This window comes from Azoarcus sp. TTM-91, from assembly GCF_012911025.1.
GTDB lineage: Bacteria > Pseudomonadota > Gammaproteobacteria > Burkholderiales > Rhodocyclaceae > Azoarcus.
Genome location: NZ_WUEI01000078.1, coordinates 1 through 21,631, shown reverse-complemented (window position 1 = coordinate 21,631; position 21,631 = coordinate 1). Strand labels below are relative to the sequence as shown.

Here is a 21,631-nt window from a genome sequence, read left to right as displayed (position 1 = left end):
GGCTGCGGCGGGGGAAGGGCTTGAGCGGCACGGTTTTTCCTTTCGCGGCGTGTTTCAGGGGAGTTCATCCCACACGACGGACGAAACGGAAAAAGGTATCAAGCCGCTTCCACGGTGGCCCAGTAGCGGCTGCGGTAACGCACCCGCAGCGGGAAGCTGGCGGCCAGCAGATCCAGGCTGCGCTCCGGTTCCAACAGGGGGAAGCTGCCGGAAACCCGCAGCTCGGCCACTGCCGGGTCACAGCGCAGGATGCCGGGGCGGTAGCGGTCCAACTCGGCGAGCAGGTCGGCCAGTCGCATGCTGCGGGCGATGAGCATGCCCTGCGTCCAGGCGCCGTCCACCGCGTCTTCGCTGGGTTCCGGCAGGCCCGGGCCGTGGGTGCCGAAGGCGAGGCGTTCGCCGCTGCTCACCCGTTGCCGCCGGCCGCCGGCTTCGACCTCGACCGCCCCTTCGAATACGGTGACCCGGCTGCCTTCTTCCCCGCTGCTGCGGCGCACCGAGAAGCGGGTGCCGAGGGCGCGGGCCGCGCCGTCGACCGTGACGACGATGAGCGGGCGTGCCTGCGGATCCGGCGCGCTGGTGACGAGGATCTCGCCGGTGAGCAGGCGGATCAGGCGCATTTGCGCGTCGAAGCGTACGACCACCTCGGTCGCGGTGTTGAGCAGCAGGCGGGTGCCGTCGGCCAAGGTCAGCGGGCGCTGCTCGCCGGTGGCGCTCTGCCAGCGATCGCCATCCACTGAAACCTGCCGCCAGGCCAGCCATCCAGCCGGTAGCGCGGGTATCCAGGCCAGGCGCAGCAGTTGCCGGCGGCGCGGGCTGGGGTGTTCGAGGGCGCTGCGGGCGGGCCCGGCCGGCAGGTGCCGCAGTTCGCCCAGCAGGGCTTCGGCGCGCTGCCAGGCCAGGCCGTGGGCGGGGCTGCGGGCGCGCCAGGCTTCCACCGCCTGCCATTCCGCCGGGCCGGCGCTGCCGGCGTGCAAGTGCATCAACCAGTCGGCCGCTTCCTTGAGGATGGCCGGATCTATGGTGGTGGAGCGTTTGCGGAACATCATTCCACGCTCAGGCAGGCGAGGAAGGCCTTGCTCATGTGGCGTTTGACGGTGGGCAGCGACACACCGAGCTCGGCAGCGATGTCTGCGTAGATGAGGCCGTCCAGCTGGGAGCGCAGGAAGATGCGCCGGGTGAGGGCCGGCAAGCCGTGAAGGCAGCGGTCGATGCGCAGCAGGGTGTCGACGATCAGCAGCCGGCTTTCCGGCGAGGGGTATTCCGGCTCCGGCAGCAGGGCCAGGGCGTCGAGGTAGGCACGCTCCAGTTCCTGCCGGCGCCAGTGGTCAGCCATCAGGTTGCGGGCAATGCGCGTCAGATAGGCACGCGGCTCCTGGAAGGCGGGCATGTCCTCACGACTGAGCAGGCGCAGGAAGGTGTCGTGCGCCACGTCGGCGGCGTGGTGGGTGCAGCCCAGCTTGCGGCGCAGCCAGGCGTGCAGCCAGCGATGGTGATCGGCGTAGAGCTCGGCGACGGGATGGGCTGGAGGGGCGGACACGGGGGCGCTCGGTAAGGTTGAACCCTTGGCTGGCTACCCCGCGGGGCTGGCTTGCTATCGAGAATGCTTCTTATTCTGTGATGCAGGCCCTGTCGTCGTCAATTGCGGGAGGCGACGGGTCTGGCCGCTCTTTTCCGCAATCGCGCGGCCCATACCTTGCTGGCCGCGGAAATGAAAAGATCCGGCGGGCTGCGCCGGACCTTCCTGTGCGCCGCAGCGCCGGCGGCTTCAGCGCGACGGCTTCTGCAGCCAGCCGGCCACACCCAGCGCCAGCCAGCCGAGGATGAGGCAGCTGCCGCCCACCGGCACCACGTACACCAGCGGGCCGCTGTCGATGCCGGTGGCCAGGCGCAGGTAGATGCCGCCGGAGAAGCCGGCGATGCCGGCGACGAAGAGGGCGCCGGCGAGGTGCAGCAGGGCGTTGCCGCCCTGCCGGGCCCACAGCGCCACGCCCAGCAGCGCCACGGTGTGCAGCATGTGGTGCAGGGTGGCGGCGCGGGCGCGCTCCAGCGCGACGGCGAGTTGGTCGGCGGGCACGAAGTGGGGCAGGCCGTGGGAGCTCCAGGCGGCGACGGCGACGCCGAGGGCGCCGAGCAGGCCGGCGAGCAGGGACCAGTAGCGGAACATGGATGAAGGCGCGCGGAAGGAGAAGGCGCGAGTCTGCCATGAAGCGGCGGCCCGGCGCTGCCGCGCTGGCCGCCGGGGCGGCGCGCCCCGGTGGGCGTGCCGGAAAGGGCTCAGGCCGGTATCAGAAGAAGCTGTACCGTGCCGTCAGCATGAAGCTGCGCGGGTCGCCGTAGGTGTCGGTGGAGCCCCAGCGGGTGTCGTAGCCCACCGCCTTGTAGTACTTGCGGTCGAACAGGTTGTTCACGTTCAGCTGCAGGTCCAGCTGCTTGTCCACCCGGTAGCCCACCATCAGGTCGGCCAGCGTGTAGCCCTTCTGCTGGACGCGGAAGGCGGTGCCGTCGGGGAGGGTGCCGTCGTTGTAGATGCGGCTCTGCCGGTACAGGCTGCCGCCCACGCGCCAGGCCTGCAGCGCGCCGCCGAAGCGGTAGAGGGTGGAGAGCTTGAACACGCTGTGGGGGCTGTCGGTGGCGAAGTTCTTGCCCTCGTTGCTCTGGTCGGCGTCGCGCACGTACTCGGCGCTGACATAGGTGTAGCCGGCGGCGACCTGCCAGTCGGGCGAGAGGGCGCCCTGGATCTCCAGTTCCACGCCCTTGCTGCGGACCAGGCCGGAGGCCTCGTAGCAGGAGGTGCCGGGGTAGCTGGGGCAGGGGCCCTGGTCGGCCAGCAGCTTGGCGCGGTTGCTCTGCTCGATCTGGAACACCGCGGCGCTGGCGTTGAGGCTGCCGCCGAAATACTCGCCCTTGATGCCCAGCTCGTAGTTCTCGCCCTGGACGGGTTCGAGGAGCTTGCCGTCCACGCCCTTGTTGGTCTGCGGCTGGAAGATGTCGGTGTAGCTGGCGTACAGCGAGTGCTGGTGGTCGAGGTCGTAGACGATGCCGCCGTAGCGGGTGAGGTTGCGGGTGACGCTGTAGTCGCCGCTACCGCTGCGGTTGTCGTAGTCATACCAGTCCAGCCGGGCGCCGAGGATGAGCTTGAGCGGGTCGGCGAGGTTGAGCCGGGTGGTGAGGTAGAGGCCGTCCTGGGTGGTGACGTTGCGGGAAGTGGTGGTGGGCACGAAGTCGGGTTCGGCGATGCTGCCGTTGTCCCAGTTCCACAGGTCGATGCCGGCGCTGATGATGCCGCCGCCGCTGTAGTTCTGGGTGCGCATGTCCACCTGCCGGCGGCTGGTGCCGAAGGCGAGCTCGTGCTGGCGGCCGAACAGCTGGAAGGGGCCGCTGGCGTAGGCGTCGTAGGTGGCCTGGTCCTCGTCGTAGTCGCCGCGCCAGGCGTTGTGGCCGAGCACGTCGGTGGTGGCGTCGCGGTAGATGTAGGTGCCGAGGAAGACCGCGTCCTGCCACGACTGGCTGGCCGCCAGGCGCAGCGTCCAGCCGTTGTCCAGGCGATGCACCAGGTCGCCGAACACGGTGCTCAGATACTGGTTCTTGCGTTCCCAGTCGTTGCTCGGGTTGGCCGAGCGCGGCAGGTTCATGTGGCGGCCGTCGGCCGTCAGCGGCAGGCCGCCCCAGAAGTGGTTGGTGTAGTCGTCCTGGTAGGAGGCGCCCAGGGTGAGGGTGGTGCGTTCGCCGAGATCGGCTTCCACCACGCCGTAGAACAGGCCGTGGCGGTACTCCTCGCCGTCGCGGAAGGTGTTCGCCTCCTGGAGGCTGCCGACTACGCGGCCGCGCAGGGTGCCGGCGGCATTGAGCGGGCCGGAGGCGTCCACCTCGCCCTGGTAGTTGTCCCAGCTGCCGGCGCGGGCGGTGAGGCTGAGGCGGGTGTCGGCGGTGGGGCGCTTGCGCACCACGTTGACCGCCGCCGACGGGTTGCCGCTGCCGGTGACCAGGCCGGTGGCGCCGCGCACCACCTCCACCCGGTCGTACATCGCCATGTTGGGCACCGTGCCTACCACCCAGCCCTGGTAGCGCGAGGGCAGGCCGTCGTACATCACGTTGTCGAGGGCGAAGCCGCGTGCGCCGAAGGAGGTGCGCCCCGGCCCGTCGGCGTTGCTGACGTTGAGGCCGGGGGTGCCGCGCAGCACATCGCTGAGGGTGAGCGCGGCGGAGTCGTCCATGCGCTGGCGGGTGACCACGGTGACCGACTGCGGCGTCTCGCGCATGGCAAGCGCCAGCTTGGTGGCGGTGCCCATCTGCGGCGTGGTGTAGGAGGCGCTGTCCTCTGTGACCGCCGGATTGGTGGCGGTGGCGGCCACGGTGACCGGCGCCAGCGTGGTCTCGCCGGCGGCGCGCGGCGGCAGCTTGCGCAGGGTGTATTCGTTGTCGCCGCGGCGTATGGCCTCCAGCCCGGTGCCCGCCAGGGCGGCGGCGAGCGCGGCATCCACGGTATGGGTGCCCCGCACGCCCGGGCTGTGCAGCGCGGCGGTGAGGCTGGCATCCACCGACAGCTGGATGCCGGCCTGGGCGGCCAGGTTCACCAGCGCGCCGGCCAGCGGCCCGGCGGGCACGGCATAGCTGCGGCTGGTCTCGACGACGGCGGATTGCGCCAGGCTGCCGCCGGTACCCATCAGCAGCGGCAGGCCGAGCAGGGCAGCGCAGACGGCGCGGGCGATGAGCGTGGGCTTCAAGGTGGAGGCGCGGTGGTGTCGGGGCGCGGACGGGGCGGTCGCAGCGTGCATGGCGGGCCTTTCGGATCGGTCGATTGGTGGAGAAGGTGGGCGGATGAAGCCGCTTTCATCCGGTAAGCCAATCGAGACCAGGGAAAAGGGAACCTGCGGGGTGGAGAAATTTGGTGGAGGGGAAGGGAAGCTTGCGCTGATCGGGTGCAGTGAGTGAGCTGCGGGGCTGGGTGGTGTTACTTCCTCTCCCCTTGCGGGAGAGGGGAGGAAACAGGTGGTGCTCCAGCGGTCGTGTCGTGTCCGGCTGTGGGGGGTGGGAAGTGGCTTTTTCGTTCTGGGGGAAAGCCTGTGAGGCTGGTGGAGCGGGCTGCTTCGTCCTGCCCGCCTCGCGGTTCTTCAGCGCGGCACCACTCTTACCCACCACGGCAGCGGCGCGTGGATGCGCACCGGCAGGGTGGCGGCCAGGGCGGCCAGGGTGCGGTCGGTGTCGGCGGCTTCGTAGACGCCCACCAGCCGCAGGTCGGCCACCTCCGGCGCGCAGTCGAGGTAGCCGCGGCGGTAGTTGGCGAGCTCGGCGATGAAGTCGCCCAGCCGCATGTTCTCCGCCAGCAGCAGGCCCTGGGACCAGGCCTGGCGGGCGGTGCTTGCCGGCGTCGCCGGGCCGCTGCCGGCAGCGTGGAGCGTGCGCTGTTCGCCGGCCTGCAGCACGGTGGCGGGGGCGCCGCCGGCGGGGGACATTTCCACCGCGCCCTGGAATACCGAGACCTGCGCAGCGTCGCCCAGCATGCGCACGCTGAAGCGGGTGCCCAGCGCACGCAGGCGGCCGGCGGCGGTGTCTACGACGAAGGGGCGCTCCACCCGGTCCGGCGGGGTCTTCGCCGTCTGCACCAGGATCTCGCCGCGGTGCAGCCGCAGCGCCCGCAGCGTGGGCGTGTAGCGCACGTCCAGCGCGCTGGCGGTGTTGAGCCACACCTGGCCGCCGTCGGCCAGTTCGATCTGGCGCACTTCGCCGGTGGCGGTCCGGTAGGCCGCATTCCATTCCAGCCACGGCGCGCTGCGGCTGGCGCTCCAGCCGGCGACGCCGGCGCCGCACAGCAGGCCCAGCATCTTCAGCGCGCTGCGGCGGCGCGCCTGGCGGCCGGCGGCGCGCTCCAGCGTGCGGCGGGCGTTCGGCTTGTCGCTGGCGGGCAGGCGTTCGAAGGCGCCGCTGATGGCTTCCACCCGCGCCCAGGCGGCCTGGTGGCGGCTGTCGGCCTCGCGCCAGTGCTGCCAGTCGCGCCAGTCGGTGTCGGCGACGCCGGGCGAGCGCAGCAACGCAAACCATTCCGCTGCTTGCTGCAGCACCTGCAACTCGATCTGGCCGTCTGCCGTGCTGGCGGGGCGGCGGGCATGCAGTGCGCTCATGGCAGGGCGATCTCCGCTTGCAGGCAGTGCAGCATGGCCTGCGCCATGTACTTCTTCACCATGCGTTCGGAGACCTCCAGCTGCACGGCAATCTCGCGGTAGCCGAGGCCGTCCAGCTGGGCGAGCAGGAAGGCACGGCGGGCCTTGGGGTTGAGGCGGTGGAGCAGGGCGTCCAGCTGGTACAGCGCTTCCAGCAGCAGTGCGCGTTCCTCCTCGGAGGGCGCCAGCGCTTCCGGCTGCAGGGCCAGGGTTTCCAGGTAGGCGCGTTCCACTTCCTGGCGCCGCCAGTGGTTTACCACCAGGCCGTGGGCGATGGTGACGAGGTAGGCGCGCGGTTCGCGCAAGGTTGGCCGTTCCAGCCGGGTGAGCACCTTGAGGAAGGTGTCGTGGGCGAAGTCCGCCGCCTGGTGCTTGCAGCCCAACTTGCGCCGCAGCCAGCCTTGCAGCCAGCCGTTGTGCTCACGGTAGAGATCGGCGACGGCGTTGGCAGGCTGGTCCACGGGCGGCTCCGGGCAGAAGGGAAGCGGGCGACTCTGGCTGGGCCGGAGGGACTGGCTGAGTCAAATGGGAATTGTTCTTATTTTCATAGCGGGGGTTTTTGCCGTCAATGGGTAGCTTGGGGGGATGCCCCGCTTGCGGCAGGCCGGGGGGCGGCGCAGTGTATGCGTCCCGCCGGGATGCCCCGGTTGCCAGCAGGGAGGCTGCGATGAAGTCCACCACCTTTCCGCCGCTCCACGTGGAGCCTTCGCTACGCAGCGCCATGGAAGGCGTGCTGGAGGAAGGGGAGAGCCTCTCCAACTTCGTCGGCAAGGCCTTGCGCGCCCAGGTGGAGTTGCGCCGCCACCTCGCCTTTCCGGCGAGCACGATGCCGGCCGTGGAGCGGGACGCATTGGTGGCGCTGCGGGAGCCGGCGCAGTCTTGAGCCGCGCCGGTTGCGCCGGGAAGGTGTAGTCCGGCCCCAGGCTGCCGGTGCGCGGGGCGCCTTGATGGCCGCGTGGAAGGTGCCGTGCGGCGTGTCCAGCTACTTCTTGTCCAACAGCTTGAGCATGTTTTCCGGCATCGCCGTCGGCATGCGGTCGCTGGATTTCGTACACCGCGGCGCGGCTACCAGCTGGCCGCTGACGGGCTCGCTCTTGAGGCCGGCCGTGGCGGTGGCGCGATGCGGCCCGCGTTGGTCTGGCGCGGGCCGCATTTCAGTGGAATGGCCGCTCAGTGCTGGTAGCGCAACGTCAGCATGGCGTTGAAGGGTGTGCCGTACCAGTTGCCGTCGGAGACGGTGCCGATGCGCTCGTAATACACCCGGTCGAACAGGTTGTTGAGGTTCAGTGCCAGCGTCCACTTCGGGTCCAGGCGGTACTGCACCAGGGCGTTCACGATCGCGTAGCCGCCCTGCTTGAAGTCGTAGGGCTGGGTGTTGCCGTTGAGGGTGATGGTGTCGCTGACCGAGGTGTCGCTCTGGATGTGGGCGCTGCCGCCCACCTTCCAGCGCCACAGCTCGCCCGGCAGGGTGTAGGCGGTGGATAGCTTCAGCAGGTGGCGCGGGGTGATGCTGCTGTAGTTGGTGCTGGCCTTCTCGTCGCGGGAAATGTTGAAGGTGTAGCCCACCGCGGCCTGCCAGCCGGGCATCAGCTCGCCGCCGATCTCCACGTCCACGCCACGGCTGGTGACCTTGCCCTGCGGCAGATAGCAGCAGTTGCCGGCCCAGGCGTCGTAGTTGGAGGGGTAACGGCTGTCCTGCAGGGCGGTGCCGGTGCGCTCGACGCTGAATACGCTGAGGGTGGCGTTGAGGCGGCCGCCGTAGAGTTCGCCCTTGACGCCGGCTTCGTAGCTCTTGCCCTCGATCGGGTCCAGTGAGCGGCTGCCGGGCGGAGGGCCGTAGAGCATCAGCGATTGCGGCTTGTAGATGCTGGCGTAGCTCAGGTAGGCGGACCAGTTGTCGGCGAAGTCGTAGATCACGCCGCCGTAGGGCGTGATCTTGGTCTTGAGGCTGAAGGGCAGGTCGGAGCTGACGACCCACGGCGCCGCCGCGTTGGGCTTGGAGGAGATGCGCTGGTCGAACTCGTAGCGGCTGGCGCGGGCGCCGGCGACCAGATGCAGGCGGTCGGTCGGGTGCAGGCGCAGCACCGCGTAGCCGCCTACCTGCTCCTGGCCCCAGGGGCCGAAGCGGGTGTGGCCGCGCTGGGAGACGTCGCGGTCCGGATTCCATCCGCCGCCGCCGTCCAGCACATCCGCCGGATCGCTCCAGTGGCCCGGGAAGGTGGCGGACACCCAGCGGCTCTTCACCCGCTGCCAGTCGGCCCCGACCAGCAGTTCGTGGCTGCGGCCGAAGAGGTCGAAGGTGCCGCTGAGGTTGATGTCGGCCAGGTCCTGGCGGTTCTCGTATTCGTAGTGGCCGCCGGCCCAGACGCCCTGGTGGGTGACGGGATCCACCGGCCCGCCGACGAAGGCGGTGTCGGCCTCGGTCTCGGTTTCGCTGTGGGTGAGGTTGAACTTGAGCGCCCAGCCGCTGGAGAAGGTGTGGGCGAGCTGGGCGAAGAGCTCGGTTTCGTCGCTGTCCTTGTAGGCCCAGGATTGGGTCAGGCTGTCGCTGCGCTTGTAGCGGGGCGAGCTGCCGTCGGCATACAGCGGCAGGCCGGAGCCGCCGCCGGTCTCGTTGCGGCGGGTGTAGCTGCCGCCCAGGGTGAGCAAGGTGCGTTCGCCGAGGTCGGCCTCGAGAACGCCGTAGAAGGCGGGCTTCTCGGTGTTGCGGTGGTCGAGGTGGTAGTCGCGGTTCTCGTACAGCACGACCGCGCGGCCGCGGAGGCTGGCGGCCTCGTTGAGCGGGCCGCTGAGGTCGGCCATGGCGCGGTAGTTGTCCCAGCTGCCGGCGGAGAGCTCGACGATGGCCTGGGGCTCGGCCAGCGGTTTCTTGCGCGCGAGGTTGATGATGCCGCCGGGGTCGCCCATGCCGCCGAGCAGGCCGGAGGCGCCGCGCATGACCTCCACCCGGTCGTAGAAGGCCATGTCCTGCAGCGGGCCATAGGTGTAGGCGCCCAGCGCCAGCGGCGCGCCACCGTCCACCTGCATGGAGGTGATCTGGAAGCCGCGGGAATAGAAGTTGTAGGTGTTGTCGTTCATGCGGTTGGCGGTGATGCCGGGCATCAGCTTGAGCGCATCGTTGATGTCCACCAGCTTCTGGTCGTTGATCTGCTCGTGGGTGATGACGGAGAGCGATTGCGGAATCTCGCGGAAAGCCATGTCCGTCTTGGAGGCGATGCTGGTGACGCGGCTGGTGTAGGAGCCGCTGTCCTCGGTGGTGCCGTCGCCGGCACGGCGGGCTTTCACCCGTACTTCGGCCAGCGTGGTCGCCGGCCTGGCCGCGTTCGGTGCAGCTGGCGCGCGGCGCAGGCTGTAGCCGCCGGTCCGGGCGACCGCTTCCAGGCCGGTGCCGGCGAGCAGCGTTGTGAGGCCGTCGGCGATGGTGTAGCCGCCCTGCAGGCCGCGGCTGGAGAGGCCGGCGACCAGCGCGGCGTCGTAGGAGAGGTTGATGCCGGCGCTGCGGGCGAAGCGGTCGAGCGCGGCATCCAGCGGGCCGGCGGCGATGGCGAATTCCAGCATGCGGGCGCTGCGCACTTCGGCGCTTTGCGCCTGGGCGGCGGCCGGCAGGGCGCCCAGGCCCAGGCACAGGGTGGCGCCAGCCAGGGCGCTGGCGAGCGCGCTGCGGCGGGGGAGTTTGCCGCGGTGGCGGGAAGGGCCAGGGCGGCTGGCTGGGCGGGAGATGTGCATGGCGTCCTCGAATCTGGGTCAGGAATGAGGCTCGCGGAGAGCCTTCCTCGGTCAAGCCGGACGAGATGCGGAATCCCCTCAACAGGGCGGCAACTTTTTTGTCGCGGGTGAGGCGGTGGATAGGCGGGAGAGCGCTGGAGGCGGCGCAGGCCGTGGCTTTGGTGGCTGCTGCTGGCCGTATGTGCTGGCCCGCGCTGCGGGCGCGGTTCAGGGCTGGTCGAGCGGTTCCACCCGGACCCAGAAGCGGCTGCGGTACTTGAGCTGCAGCGGCTGGGTGCGGGTGAGGAAGGCGAGGGTGGCGTCGGTGTCGTTCAGCTGGTAGATGCCGGACAGGCGCAGGTCGGCGACCCGCGGATCGCACACCAGGAAGCCGCGGCGGTAGCGGCCCAGCTCGGCGAGCAGGTCGGCCAGGCGGATGTCGTGGCCGGCGATGACGCCGTCCGTCCAGGCGCCGGCCTCCATGCCATCCGCCGGTGCCGGCAGGCTGGCACCGTGCAGGAACCAGCGGCTTTCGCCCGGCCGCAGCAGCGCGGCGGGCGCGGCTTCCGGCTGCACCGACACCGCGCCTTCCTGCACGCTGACCCAGCCGCGCTCCGCTTCCAGGCGGACGACGAAGCGGGTGCCCAGCGCTTCCAGCGTGCCGTGGGGTGTGCGCACCAGGAAGGGCCGCTTGGCGCCGCGGCGGGTCAGCGCCCCGGTGTCAGCGCCGGTGGCGATGCGGACCTCGCCGCGATGCAGCTGGATCAGGCGGCTGTCGTCGGTCAGCGTGGTGCTCACCGCGCTATCGGTGTTCAGGTCCAGCACCGTGCCGTCGGCCAGTTCCAGCCGGCGGCGCTCGCCGAGGCCGGTGCTGGCGTCGGCCACCAGCCGCTGCCAGGGTGTGTGCTGGCGCGCCATCCAGGCTGCGAACAGGCCGGCGCCGCCGAGGGAGAGCAGCTTCAGCGAGCTGCGCCGGCGGCTGCGCGCGCGGTTGTCTACGGCGTTCAGGGTATCCAGCGCCAGCTTCTGCGGCAGGCCGCTGAAATCCTTGCGCATGCTGCGCAGCCGTTGCCAGGCCAGGGCATGGCGCTGGTCGGCGGCCAGCCAGTGCTCCAGCTCGGCCCGCTGCGCCGGAGTCGGCGTGCCGTAGTCCAGCTTCACCGCCCAGGCGATGGCGGCATCCACCACCTCGTCCGGCAGCGCTTCGGCGGTGGTGGCCTCCGCCCTTCCGGCCTTGGGCGGATTCACGCCGGGAAGTGCAGGGCGTAGCAGTGGCGCAGCGCCTGGGCGACGTAGCGCTCGGCGGTGGCGAGGGAAACGCCCAGGCGTTCGGCGATGCGGGGGCAGCTCAGGCCTTCCAGCTGCGCCCACAGGAAGGCCTGCCGCACCGCCGGCTTGAGGCCGTCCAGCATGCGGTCTATGGCGTGCAGGGTTTCCAGCAGGATGGCGCGTTCTTCCAGCGACGGCAGTTGCGGCTGCGGCAGCGTGGCCAGGGTGTCCAGCCAGGCTTGCTCCAGCTCGCGCCGCCGCCAGTGGTCGATCAGCAGGCCGCGGGCGATGGTGCCGAGGTAGGCGCGCGGTTGTTCCAGCGCGCTCGCCGGCCGCCGTGCCAGCACCCGCAGGAAGGTGTCGTGGGCGAGGTCGGCCGCCTTGTCGGAGCAGCCCAGCTTGCGCCGCAACCAGCCATGCAGCCAGCCGTGATGGCTGCGGTAGAGCTCTGCGACCGGGTCGGGCTGGACGGTAAGGCTCAAGATTTGCTCCGGGGCATGCGAAGGCTGTGACGAAATTGCGAATCGTTCTCATTATTTTGGTTTGGACCGGCAGGCGTCAAGGCATGTGGCGCTGGCCGCCGATCTTGCGCAGGACGCGGCCGGCGCCGATTGACGGCGGCACCGGTTGTTTGTTCTGCTAAGCCCTCTGCTCGGCGAGGACCTGTCATGAAGCGGCTGACTCAACAGACCCTGGGTGAAGAAGAGGAACTGTCGCGTGCGGAGTGGGCGGAGCGCTATCGCCGGGTGCGCGCGGCCAGCGGGGTGATCTGCGCGCCGCTGGCGGCGGAGGACTACGTGATCCAGGCAGCGGTGGAGGCCAGCCCGGCGAAGTGGCACCTGGCCCACGTCAGCTGGTTCTTCGAAACCTTCATCCTGTGCGAGTACATGCCGGGCTACCAGGTCTTCAATCCGGCCTACCGCAGCCTGTTCAACTCCTACTACGAGCAGGTGGGCGAACCCTTCTCGCGCTGCGCCCGCGGCACGCTGTCACGGCCTACGGTGGAAGAGGTGTACCGCTACCGCGGCCATGTGGACGAGTACCTGCTGGCGCTGCTGGAAGAGCGCGCCGAGCTGCCGTGGCCGGAGATCCTGCAGCGGCTGGAGATCGGCCTCAATCACGAGCAGCAGCATCAGGAGCTGCTGCTCACCGACATCAAGCGCAACTTCTACGCCAACCCGCTGCGGCCGGTGTACCGGGACGACCTGCCGCTGCCGCCGGTGCGCCGCCGGCCGGCCACCCAGTGGGTGGAGTTCGAGGGCGGCGTGCGCCGCATCGGCCATGTGGGCGAAGGCTTTTCCTACGACAACGAGAGCCCGCGCCACAACGTCTACCTGGAGCCCTTCCGCCTCGCCTCGCGGCCGGTGACCAATGGCGAATTCCTCGCCTTCATCGAGTCCGGCGGCTACCGCAACCCGGCGCTGTGGCTGTCCGACGGCTGGGCCCGCCTCCAGCAGGAGGGCTGGAACGCGCCGCTGTACTGGGAGCGGCAGGACGGCGAGTGGTGGCACTTCACCCTGGGCGGCATGGCGCCGCTGAATCCGGACGAGCCGGTGTGCCATGTAAGCCACTACGAGGCCGCCGCCTACGCCGCCTGGGCCGGGTGTCGGTTGCCGACCGAGGCGGAGTGGGAGGTGGCGGCGGAGGACTGCACCCAGGAGGGCAACCTGCGCGAGACCGGCTACCTGCAGCCCATCGTCGCGCCGGCCAGCGAAGGCCTGCTGCAGCTCTATGGCGATGTCTGGGAGCACACCGCCTCGGCCTACCTGCCTTACCCCGGCTACCGTGCCGCCGAGGGCGCGCTGGGCGAGTACAACGGCAAGTTCATGTGCAACCAGATGGTGCTGCGCGGCGGCTCCTGCGTGACGCCGGCGGACCACATCCGCCCCAGCTACCGCAACTTCTTCTACCCGCAGGATCGCTGGCAGTTCCAGGGCTTCCGGCTGGCCGACAATCTCTGAGCGGCCAGCCGCCGCGTGACCTGCGGCGGCGAAAGCGCGCATGCTTGCGGCCAGTGCCCCGTCCAGGAGTCCGACCATGCTGTTCCGCCCGCGTCCGTCCCATCTGGTGAGCCTCGCCCTGCAGGGCGGCGGCGCTCATGGCGCTTTCACCTGGGGCGTGCTGGACGCGCTGCTGGAAGACGGCCGGTTGCAGTTCGACGGCATCAGCGGCACCAGCGCTGGCGCCATGAACGCGGTGGTGATGGCCCACGGCCTGCTGCGGGGCGGGCGCGACGGCGCGCGCGAGGCGCTGGCGCGCTTCTGGCGGGCGGTGGGTAGCGCCACCTCCTTCCGCATGCCGGTGGAACTGCCCTTCGAGCTGCCTTTCGAGTCCTTTCCCACGCCGCCGGAAAACTCCGCGCTGGGCATGCGCATGATGCTGCAGTGGGCGCGCCACTTCTCGCCGGCGCAGATGAACCCCTTCGACGTCGATCCGCTGCGCGACATCGTCGCCGAACAAGTGGATTTCGAGCGCCTGCGCGCCGCCAGCCCGGTGAAGCTCTTCATCGCCGCCACCCACGCCAACACCGGCAAGCTGCGGCTGTTCCAGGCGCCGGAGCTGAGCGTGCATGCGCTGCTCGCCTCGGCCTGCCTGCCGATGCTGCACAAGGCGGTGGAGATAGACGGCGAGCCCTACTGGGACGGCGCCTATTCCGCCAACCCGGCGGTGTTCCCGCTGTTCTACGACTGCAGTGCGCGCGACATCCTGCTGGTGCTGCTGAGCCCGCTGGTGCATGGCGAAACGCCGCGCAGCGCCGAGGAAATCCGCGCCCGCTCGCTGGATCTCGCCTTCAACTCCACCTTCCTGCGCGAGATGCGCATGTTCGCCCACGCCACCGAATTCGTCGGCCGCTCGCTGCTGCCCACCGGCCGATTCGAGCGCCGGCTGCAGCAGACGCGCTTCCACCTCGTAGAGGCGGAGGAACTGCTCAGCAGCCTCAGCGCCGAAAGCCGTCTCACCGCCAAGCTCTCCTTCCTCGAAATGCTGCGCGACCAGGGACGGGAACGGGCCAAGGCCTGGCTGGCGGCGCACTTCTCGCTGATCGGCCGGCGCTCCTCGGTGGATCTGGCGCGGATGTTCTACTGAGCTACTGGACGCCGGCGCCTTCGCCCAGCAGCGCCTCGAAGGCCAGCGCCGCGGTGCTCACCGGCCGCTGCGGCAGGCGCAGGCGATAGAGCTGGCGGCGGATGGGCGCGCGCTGCGCGGCCCCGCCCTCCAGCGCCAGCCGCCGCACCCGGCCCAAGGCCAGCTGGTCCCGCGCGCAGATGCGCGGCACCAGGCCGACCCCGGCGCCAGCCGCCACCGCCTGCACCACCGCCTCGTTGCTGCCCACCTCCAGCAGCGCGGGCGAGTCCAGGCCGATCTCCGCCAGCAGGCGCTCGGTGGCCGCCCGGCTGCCGGAGCCCGGCTCGCGCACGATCCAGCGCCTTGCGGCCAGCGGCGCTGCCGCCTCGCCCGGCGCCTCGCGCGGCCCGAGCACGATCATCTCCTCCTGCCGCCACGGCCGGCATTCCACCGGCGCCTCGCCCGGCTCGCCCTCCACCAGCGCCACGTCCACCGCGCAGTCCAGCAGCAGCTCCACTACCTGCTGCGTATTGGCGGCGCGCACCTGCAGCGACACGCCGGGGTGGCGATCGCCGAAGGCGACCAGGTAGGGCGGCAGCCAGTAGCTGGCGATGGTGGTGCTGGCGCCGATGACCAGGCGGCCGCGCGCCAGCCCGGCGTAGGCGCGCACCGCCTCGTCCGCCTCCCGCTCCAGCGCGAAGATGCTGCGGCCATAGCCGTACAGCGCCTGGCCGGCCTCGCTGGGGCGGAAGCCGCGGCCCTGGCGGTCCAGCAGCACGTTGTCGAGCTGGGATTCCAGCTCCCGCACCGCCTTGGAAGCGGCCGGCTGGCTGATGCCCAGCGCCTCCGCCGCCCGCGAAAAACTGCCGGCCTCGACCACCGCGACATAGATGCGCAACAGGTGCAGATTCATTCATAACCTCAGGTAATGCAGCTGTAACTTCCATGAGCTGTACGAATGATAGGGCTGGCTCTAAGCTTTTTCTCAATTTCTTATATCGATAGAAGAGATGGAGATAAGCGCGCAAGGGCCGGGTTTCGGCCTGCGATTCGGCCTCGCCGGCTGCCTGCTGATCACGCTGGCAGCGGCTGCCCTGGCGGCGGTGCCGGCCTTCGCCCGCCACGGCCTCGGCTGGCTGCCGCTAGCGGTGGCGCTGGGCATGGTCGCCGGCAACCTGTGGCCGCGGCTGCCCGCCGGTGGCGCGGCCGGCATCGCGCTGGCGCGCGGACCGTTGATGCGTGCCGGCATCGCCCTCTATGGCTTGCGCATCGGCGCGGACGATCTGGCGCTGGTGGGCTGGAGCGGGGTGGCGATGGCGGCGCTGATGGTGGCTTCCACGCTGGCGCTGGCGCAGACGCTGGGCCGCCGCCTCGGCCTGGACCGGGACAGCGCGCTGCTGGTCGGCTGCGGCAGCGCCATCTGCGGCGCGGCGGCGGTGGCCGCGGCCGATGGAGTGCTCGGCGCCCGGGCGCGGGCGGTGTCCGCCGCGGTGGCGGCGGTGGTGGTGTTCGGCACGCTGGGCATGTACCTGCTGCCGCTGCTGCATCCCCTGCTGGCCGGCTTGCTGGGCCTGGGCGACGCCGCCTTCGGTCTGTGGCTGGGGCTGACGGTGCATGAGCTGGGCCATGTGGTGGCGGCTGCCGCGGCGGTCGGGTCGGGCGCCGAGGCCAGCGCGCTGATCGAGAAGATGATGCGGGTGATGCTGCTGGCGCCGGCCATGGTGTGGCTGGCGGTGCGCTGCGGCCGGCCGCGGGCGGACCAGGGCGCGGGTGACGGAAAGAGTGCTCGCCGCGCTGGGCTGCCGCTGTTCCTATGGGCCTTCATCGCCGCCATCGTGCTTGCCGTCAGCGGCACGCTGCCGCAGGCGGTGATGCACTGGGGCGGCGTGCTTGCCCAGCTGCTGCTGGCGGTCGGGCTGGCCGGGCTGGGCGCGGCGACGCGGCTGGCCGACATCCGCCAGGCCGGCAGCCGGGTGTGGCTGCTGGCGGCGCTGCTGTGGGCGTGGTTGCTGGCGGCGGGGCTGTTCATGGTGGTGATCGCCGGGTGGCTGGCATGAGCGCGCACGCTTTCAAGGGATGGGAATCGGGCCGGGGCGGGCTGGCTGTAGCCGGCCTTGCCCTGGCATTCCGGCGGGGCGCCGAGGTGAGTGGGCAGCGGGCTTTTTTCCTAGCTCCAACTTGTTATAACAGGTTAGGATGTCTGCGCCCTCAGCCGCTGTCCGGCGGTGGCCGTCCGGCATGCCGCCGCCCTTCTTCCCCGTTCGACCAGGAGCCCCGCTTGGATCAGATCAGCGCCGTTTTTGCCGCGCACGACGCCGCCACCTGGGCGCTGGTTGCCTTCGCCACCGCGGCCGGCGGAGCGCTGCGCGGGCTCACCGGTTTCGGTTCGGCGCTATTGATGGCGCCGCTGCTGTCCATGGTGTTGCCGGCGCGGGAAACGCTGTGCCTGGTCACGCTCTTGAATGCGCTGCCCATGGGCCGTGCCGCCACCGCCGCCGCCAGCCGGCTGGTGGACCGGGAGGTGATGCTGCCGATGACGTTGGCCGCCTTCGCTGGCGTGCCCTGTGGCATCGCGCTGGTGCATGTGCTGCCGGCGCGGGCCTTCGGCATGGTGATAGGCGGCGCGGTGATGCTCAGCGCCTGCGCGCTGATGGCTGGCCGCAGCCTGCCCGGCGGGCGTTCGCGGCCGCTGTCGCTGGGTGTGGGCGCGTTGAGCGGCGTACTCACCGGCCTGGGCGGCGTCGGCGGGCCGCCGGCCATTCTTTATCTGCTGGGGGTGGAGGCGGACAACCACCGCGCCCGCGCCAACTTCATCGTCTTCTTCGCCTGGCTGTATCCGGTGGCGCTGGCGGCCATTCTGGCGCTGGGCATGCTGAGCTGGGCGGAGGCGCTGGCCTGGCTGGCGCTGGCGCCGCTGTTCCTGCTCGGTGGCATGGCCGGCGGCCGTCTGTATGCGCTGATCGGCCGCGCCCACTTCCGTCCTTTCGTGCTGGCGCTGCTGCTGCTGGCGGGAGCGATGGCGGCGTGGCCGAAGGCGGCGGAAGCCGCACCGAAGTGGGCCGGCCACGCACTTCCGCAGTGCAGGATTTCATGCGAAGCATTGCATGAAATTTCATGAAAAGTCCTTTTAATTCAATGTAATCATGTTGTTGATGGAGGATGTTGCGATGCGATGGAATTGGCACCGTGTTTGCTTAATAGAACTCGTCATAACAGGTTGTGCCGGGAGCGAGGTTTTTCATGTCCAGCCGTAAGCAGATCGCAGTGGTTTCCAAGGCTTCGGGCGATGCGATAGACGCGGTTTCGCCGGTGCCGCTGCACACCCAGATACGCGAGGTGCTGCGCCGGCGCATCCTGGATGGCAGCTATGCGCCGCACTCGCAGATGCCCTCCGAGAGCCAGATGATGGAAGCCTTCGGCGTCAGCCGCATCACCATCCGCCAGGCGCTGGGCGACCTGCAGAAGGAGGGGCTGATCTTCAAGGTGATGGGCAAGGGCAGCTTCGTCGCCAAGCCCAAGGCCTTCCAGAGCCTGTCGCGGCTGCAGGGTTTCGGCGAGGCGATGGCGCCCTCCGGCTACGAAACCTATTCGCTGCTGCTGTCCGCCCGCCAAGTGGAGGCCAGCCAGGTGGTGGCGGCGCGCTTCGGCCTCCGGCCGGGCGAGGCGGTGTTCGAGATCCAGCGCCTGCGCTACCTCAACCGCGAGCCCATCTCGGTGGACGTCAGCTACTTCCCGCCCGCCATCGGCGAACGGCTGGTGCAGGAAGACCTCGCCACCCGCGACATCTTCGTCATCCTCGAGAACGACTTCGGCCACGACCTCACCCACGCCGACCTGCAGATCGAGGCCATTTCCGCCGACGAATCGCTGGCGCGCCACCTCGGCACCGACGAGGGCGCGCCGCTGCTGCGCATGGAGCGCATGACCTACGCCGGCGAGCAGCCGCTGGACTTCGAGTTCCTTTACTACCGAGGCGACGCCTTCCAGTACCGCCTGCGCATAGAGCGCAGCTGAGTACCGGCGGGACGCCGCCCGGCGCACGCCCCAACCCCAGGAGAGACCATGAAACGCATAGACCTGCAGTACGACCTTGTCGTCATCGGCGGGGGTACCGGCGGACCGATGGCCGCGGTGAAAGCGAAGGAAAGGAATCCTCAACTCAAGGTGCTGCTGGTCGACAAGGCCAACGTGAAGCGCAGCGGCGCCATCTCGATGGGCATGGACGGCCTCAACAACGCCGTCATCCCCGGCCATGCGACGCCCGAGCAGTACGTAAAGGAGATCACCGTCGCCAACGACGGCATCGTCGACCAGGAAGCGGTGATGGCCTACGCCGCCGGCAGCTTCGACATGATCCAGGAGCTGGACCGCTGGGGCGTCAAGTTCGAGAAGGACGAGACCGGCGACTACGCGGTGCGCAAGGTGCACCACCTCGGCAGCTACGTGCTGCCGATGCCCGAAGGCCACCACATGAAGAAGATCCTCTACCGCCAGTTGAAGCGCGGCCGGGTGGAGGTGACCAACCGGGTAGTGGTCACCCGCGTGCTCACCGGCGCCGACGGCGCGGTGAACGCGGTGCTGGGCTTCGACTGCCGCACCGCGGACTTCTACGTCATCCGCTGCAAGGCGGCGGTCATCAGCACCGGCGCCGCCGGCCGCATCGGCCTGCCGGCCTCCGGTTACCTGATGGGCACCTACGAGAACCCGACCAACTGCGGCGACGGCCACGCCATGGCCTACCACGCCGGCGCCGACCTGGCCAACCTCGAGTGCTTCCAGATCAACCCGCTGATCAAGGACTACAACGGCCCCGCCTGTGCCTACGTCACCGGCCCCTTCGGCGGCTTCACCGCCAACTCCAAGGGCGAGCGCTTCATCGAGTGCGACTACTGGAGCGGCCAGATGATGCTGGAATTCCACCGCGAGCTGCAGAGCGGCAACGGCCCGGTGTTCCTCAAGCTGGACCACCTGGCCGAGGAAACCATAGGCGAGATCGAGCACATCCTGCACACCAACGAGCGCCCCAGCCGCGGCCGCTTCCACGAGAAGCGCGGCAACGACTACCGCAGCGAGATGGTGGAGATGCACATCTCCGAGATCGGCTTCTGCAGCGGCCACAGCGCCTCCGGCATCCACGTCAACGCCCGCGGCGAAACCTCGGTGAAGGGCCTGTACGCCGCCGGCGACTGCGCCAGCGTGCCGCACAACTACATGCTGGGCGCCTTCGTCTATGGCCGGCTGTGCGGCGAGAACGCCGCCGAGTACTGCGACGGCCGCAACCCGCTGGCGGTGGACGAGGACGCGGTGGAAGCCGAGCGCGCCCGCATCGCCGCGCCGCTGGGCCGTGGCGACGGCCTCACCCCCTTCCAGGTCGAGTACAAGACGCGTCGGCTGGTGAACGACTACCTGCAGCCGCCCAAGATCACCCGCAAGTACGAGATCGCCCTGCGCCGCTTCGACGAGATCCGCGAGGACGCGCTGCAGATGAGCGCCGCCAACCCGCACGAGCTGATGCGGGCGATGGAGGCCCACTCCATCCTCGACTGCGCCGAGATGGCCGCCCGCGCCTCGCTGTTCCGCACCGAGAGCCGCTGGGGCCTGTACCACCACTATGTCGATTTCCCCGAGCGCAACGACGCCGACTGGTTCTGCCACTCGCTGCTGAGCAAGGGCGCCGACGGCGCCATGAGCCTGCGCAAGAAGGCGGTGGAGCCCTACATCGTCGCCATCGACGAGCAGGAGCGCACCGCCTACCAGCGCCTGCGCGTCGCCCCCAGCGCCGCTGCCGCCTGAGCCCAGGAATTCCCGAACCCGACGCGAGAGGAAATCAGACCATGACCATCGCCATCACCCCCACCCAGGCCCCCGTCGCCGTCGACGAGGACAAGTGCATCGCCGAGAAGGGCTGTACCGTCTGCGTGGATGTCTGCCCGCTGGACGTGCTCGCCATCGACCTGGTGAAGAAGAAAGCCTTCATGCAGTTCGACGAGTGCTGGTACTGCCTGCCCTGCGAAACCGACTGCCCCACCGGCGCGGTGCAGGTCAGCATCCCCTACCTGCTGCGCTGAGGAGGGCCGCCATGCAGATGCTCTCCCTTGCCGAACGCCTGGAAAGCGCCGACGCCGAAGTGCGCCGCCTGGCCGTCATCGACCTGCCCTATGGCGACGAGGACGACATCGTGCCGCTGCTGCTGCCGCGCCTGCTCGACAGCGACGCCGCGGTGCGGACCGAAGCGGTGCGCGCCCTCGAAGGCTACGAGGAAATCCCGGTGGTGGCCGCGCTGGCCACCATGCTGCTGGATGCCGATGCCGGTGTGCGCGAGGCCGCCGGCCAGGTGCTGGCCGAACTCAAGCAGCCCGCCTCCGCCGCGCCGCTGCTGCCGCTGCTGGAAGGGCAGGCCGCCGAAGTGCGCATGCTGGCCTTCCGCGCGGTGCGCGCGCTGCGGGTGGAAGCCGCCTTCGCCCCGGCCATGGCGGCGCTGCGCGACGCCGACCCCGGCGTGCGGCGCGAGGCGGTCGGCGTGCTCGGCTACCTGAAGAAAACCGAGGCCATCGGCGAGCTGGCCGAGGTCGCCGCCCACGACCCGGACGCCGAGGTGCGCCGCATCGCCATCGGCGCGCTGGGCTACGCCAGCGGCGTCAGCGTGCTGCCGGCGCTCACCCGCGCGCTGGGCGATACCGCCTGGATGGTGCGGGACGAAGCGGCGCAGACGGTGGGCAAGCTGCGCCTCGGGCCCGCCATTCCCGATCTGGTGAAGGCCATGGCCGACGACTACTGGCAGGTGCGGGTGAAGGCGGCGCGCAGCCTCGGCCTGCTCAAGGCCGCCGCCGGCCTGCCGGCGCTGGTGGAGGCGCTGTCCCACCCCATGGGCAACCTGCGCAAGGAAGCCGCCATCGCCCTCGGCGAGGTCGGCGACGCCCGCGCCATCCCGGCGCTGGAAAAGGCTCTGCAGGACCCCGACCCGGACGTGCGCAAGCTCGCCCGCCTCGCCCTCACCGCCATCGGCCTCGCCCAGGCCTGAAGGAGCGCGCCATGACTTACGTCGTCACCGAAGCCTGCGTGCGCTGCAAGTACACCGACTGCGTCGCCGTCTGCCCGGTGGAGTGCTTCCACGAGGGGCCCAACTTCCTCGTCATCAACCCGGACGGCTGCATCGATTGCGGCGTCTGCGTGCCGGAATGCCCGGTGGGCGCCATCTACGCCGAAGACGACCTGCCCGCCGGACAGGAGGCCTTCATCGCCCTCAATGCCGAACTGGCCGCGGTCTGGCCATCGATTGCCGAGGCCCGCGAGCCGCTGGCGGACGCCGAACGGTGGGCGGAGGTGGCGGACAAACGCGCCTTCCTCGATACCGCCGGCGCGGCGCCACCGGCCTGAGGCACGCCCTTTCAGAACCCGCCCCTCAACCAGCCCCTCAACCAGCCCTTCAA

The 21,631-nt window shown here is 70.1% G+C and carries 20 protein-coding genes; 10 read left to right on the top strand and 10 right to left on the bottom strand.

Going from position 1 to position 21,631, the window contains the following annotated elements; translation table 11 throughout:
• Positions 1-98 precede the first annotated feature (98 nt).
• The 6 genes from GRF61_RS17675 to GRF61_RS17650 all read right to left on the bottom strand — a co-directional run bounded on the left by GRF61_RS17675 (position 99) and on the right by GRF61_RS17650 (position 6,622).
• The gene (locus GRF61_RS17675; RefSeq protein WP_169151947.1) at positions 99-1,049 is read right to left on the bottom strand and encodes a FecR domain-containing protein; all 951 of its coding nucleotides are present in this window, start codon (positions 1,047-1,049) and stop codon (positions 99-101) included.
• The gene (locus GRF61_RS17670; protein WP_169151946.1) at positions 1,046-1,540 is read right to left on the bottom strand and encodes a sigma-70 family RNA polymerase sigma factor; all 495 of its coding nucleotides are present in this window, start codon (positions 1,538-1,540) and stop codon (positions 1,046-1,048) included. The genes GRF61_RS17675 and GRF61_RS17670 overlap by 4 nt, the downstream gene beginning before the upstream one ends.
• A gap of 228 nt (positions 1,541-1,768) precedes the next feature.
• Positions 1,769-2,167, bottom strand: a complete 399-nt coding sequence (locus GRF61_RS17665; RefSeq protein WP_169151945.1) for a DUF423 domain-containing protein — start codon at positions 2,165-2,167, stop codon at positions 1,769-1,771.
• A gap of 121 nt (positions 2,168-2,288) precedes the next feature.
• Positions 2,289-4,778 carry a TonB-dependent receptor gene (locus tag GRF61_RS17660; RefSeq protein ID WP_211166052.1) on the bottom strand — a complete coding sequence of 830 codons (2,490 nt, stop codon included), beginning with the start codon at positions 4,776-4,778 and terminating at the stop codon, positions 2,289-2,291.
• A gap of 336 nt (positions 4,779-5,114) precedes the next feature.
• Positions 5,115-6,122 carry a FecR domain-containing protein gene (locus GRF61_RS17655; protein ID WP_169151944.1) on the bottom strand — a complete coding sequence of 336 codons (1,008 nt, stop codon included), beginning with the start codon at positions 6,120-6,122 and terminating at the stop codon, positions 5,115-5,117.
• A complete protein-coding gene (locus tag GRF61_RS17650; protein ID WP_169151943.1) occupies positions 6,119-6,622 on the bottom strand; it encodes a sigma-70 family RNA polymerase sigma factor in 504 nt (167 codons plus the stop codon). Before GRF61_RS17650 ends, GRF61_RS17655 begins: the two co-directional genes overlap by 4 nt.
• 206 nt (positions 6,623-6,828) lie before the next feature.
• Here GRF61_RS17650 and GRF61_RS17645 point away from each other — a divergent pair, with 206 nt between their 5' ends.
• Positions 6,829-7,044, top strand: coding sequence for a YlcI/YnfO family protein (locus GRF61_RS17645; protein ID WP_169151942.1), 216 nt, complete (start codon positions 6,829-6,831; stop codon positions 7,042-7,044).
• A 287-nt stretch (positions 7,045-7,331) separates the two neighbouring features.
• On the opposite strand, the gene GRF61_RS17640 is transcribed toward GRF61_RS17645, so the two are convergent.
• From GRF61_RS17640 to GRF61_RS17630, 3 genes are all read right to left on the bottom strand, one after another.
• Positions 7,332-9,887, bottom strand: a complete 2,556-nt coding sequence (locus GRF61_RS17640; RefSeq protein ID WP_169151941.1) for a TonB-dependent receptor — start codon at positions 9,885-9,887, stop codon at positions 7,332-7,334.
• Between the two features lie 207 nt (positions 9,888-10,094).
• Complete coding sequence (locus GRF61_RS17635; protein WP_348982425.1) at positions 10,095-11,114, bottom strand: FecR domain-containing protein; 1,020 nt, start codon at positions 11,112-11,114, stop codon at positions 10,095-10,097.
• On the bottom strand, positions 11,111-11,617 hold the full coding sequence (locus tag GRF61_RS17630) for a sigma-70 family RNA polymerase sigma factor (protein ID WP_169151940.1): 507 nt from the start codon (positions 11,615-11,617) through the stop codon (positions 11,111-11,113). The genes GRF61_RS17635 and GRF61_RS17630 overlap by 4 nt, the downstream gene beginning before the upstream one ends.
• Before the next feature lie 186 nt (positions 11,618-11,803).
• Between GRF61_RS17630 and egtB the strand changes: the two genes are divergently transcribed.
• Together egtB and GRF61_RS17620 are read left to right on the top strand one after the other, a co-directional pair.
• A complete protein-coding gene (gene egtB / locus GRF61_RS17625) occupies positions 11,804-13,096 on the top strand; it encodes an ergothioneine biosynthesis protein EgtB (protein ID WP_169151939.1) in 1,293 nt (430 codons plus the stop codon).
• A gap of 76 nt (positions 13,097-13,172) precedes the next feature.
• Positions 13,173-14,222 (top strand): patatin-like phospholipase family protein, encoded by a 1,050-nt coding sequence (locus GRF61_RS17620; RefSeq protein WP_169151938.1) that lies wholly within the window; start codon positions 13,173-13,175, stop codon positions 14,220-14,222.
• Between the two features lies 1 nt (position 14,223).
• Here the strand turns inward: GRF61_RS17620 and GRF61_RS17615 are convergent, their stop codons facing one another.
• Entirely contained in the window at positions 14,224-15,114 is an 891-nt protein-coding gene (locus GRF61_RS17615; RefSeq protein ID WP_169151937.1) for a LysR family transcriptional regulator, read from the bottom strand.
• 97 nt (positions 15,115-15,211) lie between these two features.
• On the opposite strand from GRF61_RS17615, the gene GRF61_RS17610 reads away from it, so the two are divergent.
• From GRF61_RS17610 to fdxA, 7 genes are all read left to right on the top strand, one after another.
• Positions 15,212-16,258 (top strand): putative sulfate exporter family transporter, encoded by a 1,047-nt coding sequence (locus tag GRF61_RS17610; RefSeq protein WP_169151936.1) that lies wholly within the window; start codon positions 15,212-15,214, stop codon positions 16,256-16,258.
• A gap of 221 nt (positions 16,259-16,479) precedes the next feature.
• On the top strand, positions 16,480-17,319 hold the full coding sequence (locus GRF61_RS17605) for a sulfite exporter TauE/SafE family protein (protein WP_211166051.1): 840 nt from the start codon (positions 16,480-16,482) through the stop codon (positions 17,317-17,319).
• A gap of 122 nt (positions 17,320-17,441) precedes the next feature.
• Positions 17,442-18,215, top strand: a complete 774-nt coding sequence (locus GRF61_RS17600; protein ID WP_169151934.1) for a GntR family transcriptional regulator — start codon at positions 17,442-17,444, stop codon at positions 18,213-18,215.
• A 48-nt stretch (positions 18,216-18,263) separates the two neighbouring features.
• The gene (locus GRF61_RS17595) at positions 18,264-19,994 is read left to right on the top strand and encodes a fumarate reductase/succinate dehydrogenase flavoprotein subunit (RefSeq protein WP_169151933.1); all 1,731 of its coding nucleotides are present in this window, start codon (positions 18,264-18,266) and stop codon (positions 19,992-19,994) included.
• 41 nt (positions 19,995-20,035) lie between these two features.
• Entirely contained in the window at positions 20,036-20,269 is a 234-nt protein-coding gene (locus GRF61_RS17590; protein ID WP_133594993.1) for a ferredoxin family protein, read from the top strand.
• 11 nt (positions 20,270-20,280) lie between these two features.
• The gene (locus GRF61_RS17585; RefSeq protein ID WP_211166050.1) at positions 20,281-21,222 is read left to right on the top strand and encodes a HEAT repeat domain-containing protein; all 942 of its coding nucleotides are present in this window, start codon (positions 20,281-20,283) and stop codon (positions 21,220-21,222) included.
• Between the two features lie 11 nt (positions 21,223-21,233).
• Positions 21,234-21,578 (top strand): ferredoxin FdxA, encoded by a 345-nt coding sequence (fdxA, locus tag GRF61_RS17580; RefSeq protein ID WP_169151932.1) that lies wholly within the window; start codon positions 21,234-21,236, stop codon positions 21,576-21,578.
• Positions 21,579-21,631: the final 53 nt, after the last annotated feature.

Bases quoted from the DNA above. Each gene is read 5' to 3' on its own strand.
- GRF61_RS17600 (WP_169151934.1), top strand. From the start codon at position 17,442: ATGTCCAGCCGTAAGCAGATCGCAGTGGTTTCCAAGGCTTCGGGCGAT.
- GRF61_RS17585 (WP_211166050.1), top strand. From the start codon at position 20,281: ATGCAGATGCTCTCCCTTGCCGAACGCCTGGAAAGCGCCGACGCCGAA.
- GRF61_RS17645 (WP_169151942.1), top strand. From the start codon at position 6,829: ATGAAGTCCACCACCTTTCCGCCGCTCCACGTGGAGCCTTCGCTACGC.
- GRF61_RS17620 (WP_169151938.1), top strand. From the start codon at position 13,173: ATGCTGTTCCGCCCGCGTCCGTCCCATCTGGTGAGCCTCGCCCTGCAG.
- GRF61_RS17665 (WP_169151945.1), bottom strand. From the start codon at position 2,167: ATGTTCCGCTACTGGTCCCTGCTCGCCGGCCTGCTCGGCGCCCTCGGC.
- GRF61_RS17675 (WP_169151947.1), bottom strand. From the start codon at position 1,049: ATGATGTTCCGCAAACGCTCCACCACCATAGATCCGGCCATCCTCAAG.
- GRF61_RS17590 (WP_133594993.1), top strand. From the start codon at position 20,036: ATGACCATCGCCATCACCCCCACCCAGGCCCCCGTCGCCGTCGACGAG.
- GRF61_RS17655 (WP_169151944.1), bottom strand. From the start codon at position 6,122: ATGAGCGCACTGCATGCCCGCCGCCCCGCCAGCACGGCAGACGGCCAG.
- egtB (WP_169151939.1), top strand. From the start codon at position 11,804: ATGAAGCGGCTGACTCAACAGACCCTGGGTGAAGAAGAGGAACTGTCG.
- GRF61_RS17660 (WP_211166052.1), bottom strand. From the start codon at position 4,778: ATGCACGCTGCGACCGCCCCGTCCGCGCCCCGACACCACCGCGCCTCC.
- GRF61_RS17615 (WP_169151937.1), bottom strand. From the start codon at position 15,114: ATGAATCTGCACCTGTTGCGCATCTATGTCGCGGTGGTCGAGGCCGGC.
- GRF61_RS17640 (WP_169151941.1), bottom strand. From the start codon at position 9,887: ATGCACATCTCCCGCCCAGCCAGCCGCCCTGGCCCTTCCCGCCACCGC.
- GRF61_RS17610 (WP_169151936.1), top strand. From the start codon at position 15,212: ATGGAGATAAGCGCGCAAGGGCCGGGTTTCGGCCTGCGATTCGGCCTC.
- GRF61_RS17595 (WP_169151933.1), top strand. From the start codon at position 18,264: ATGAAACGCATAGACCTGCAGTACGACCTTGTCGTCATCGGCGGGGGT.
- fdxA (WP_169151932.1), top strand. From the start codon at position 21,234: ATGACTTACGTCGTCACCGAAGCCTGCGTGCGCTGCAAGTACACCGAC.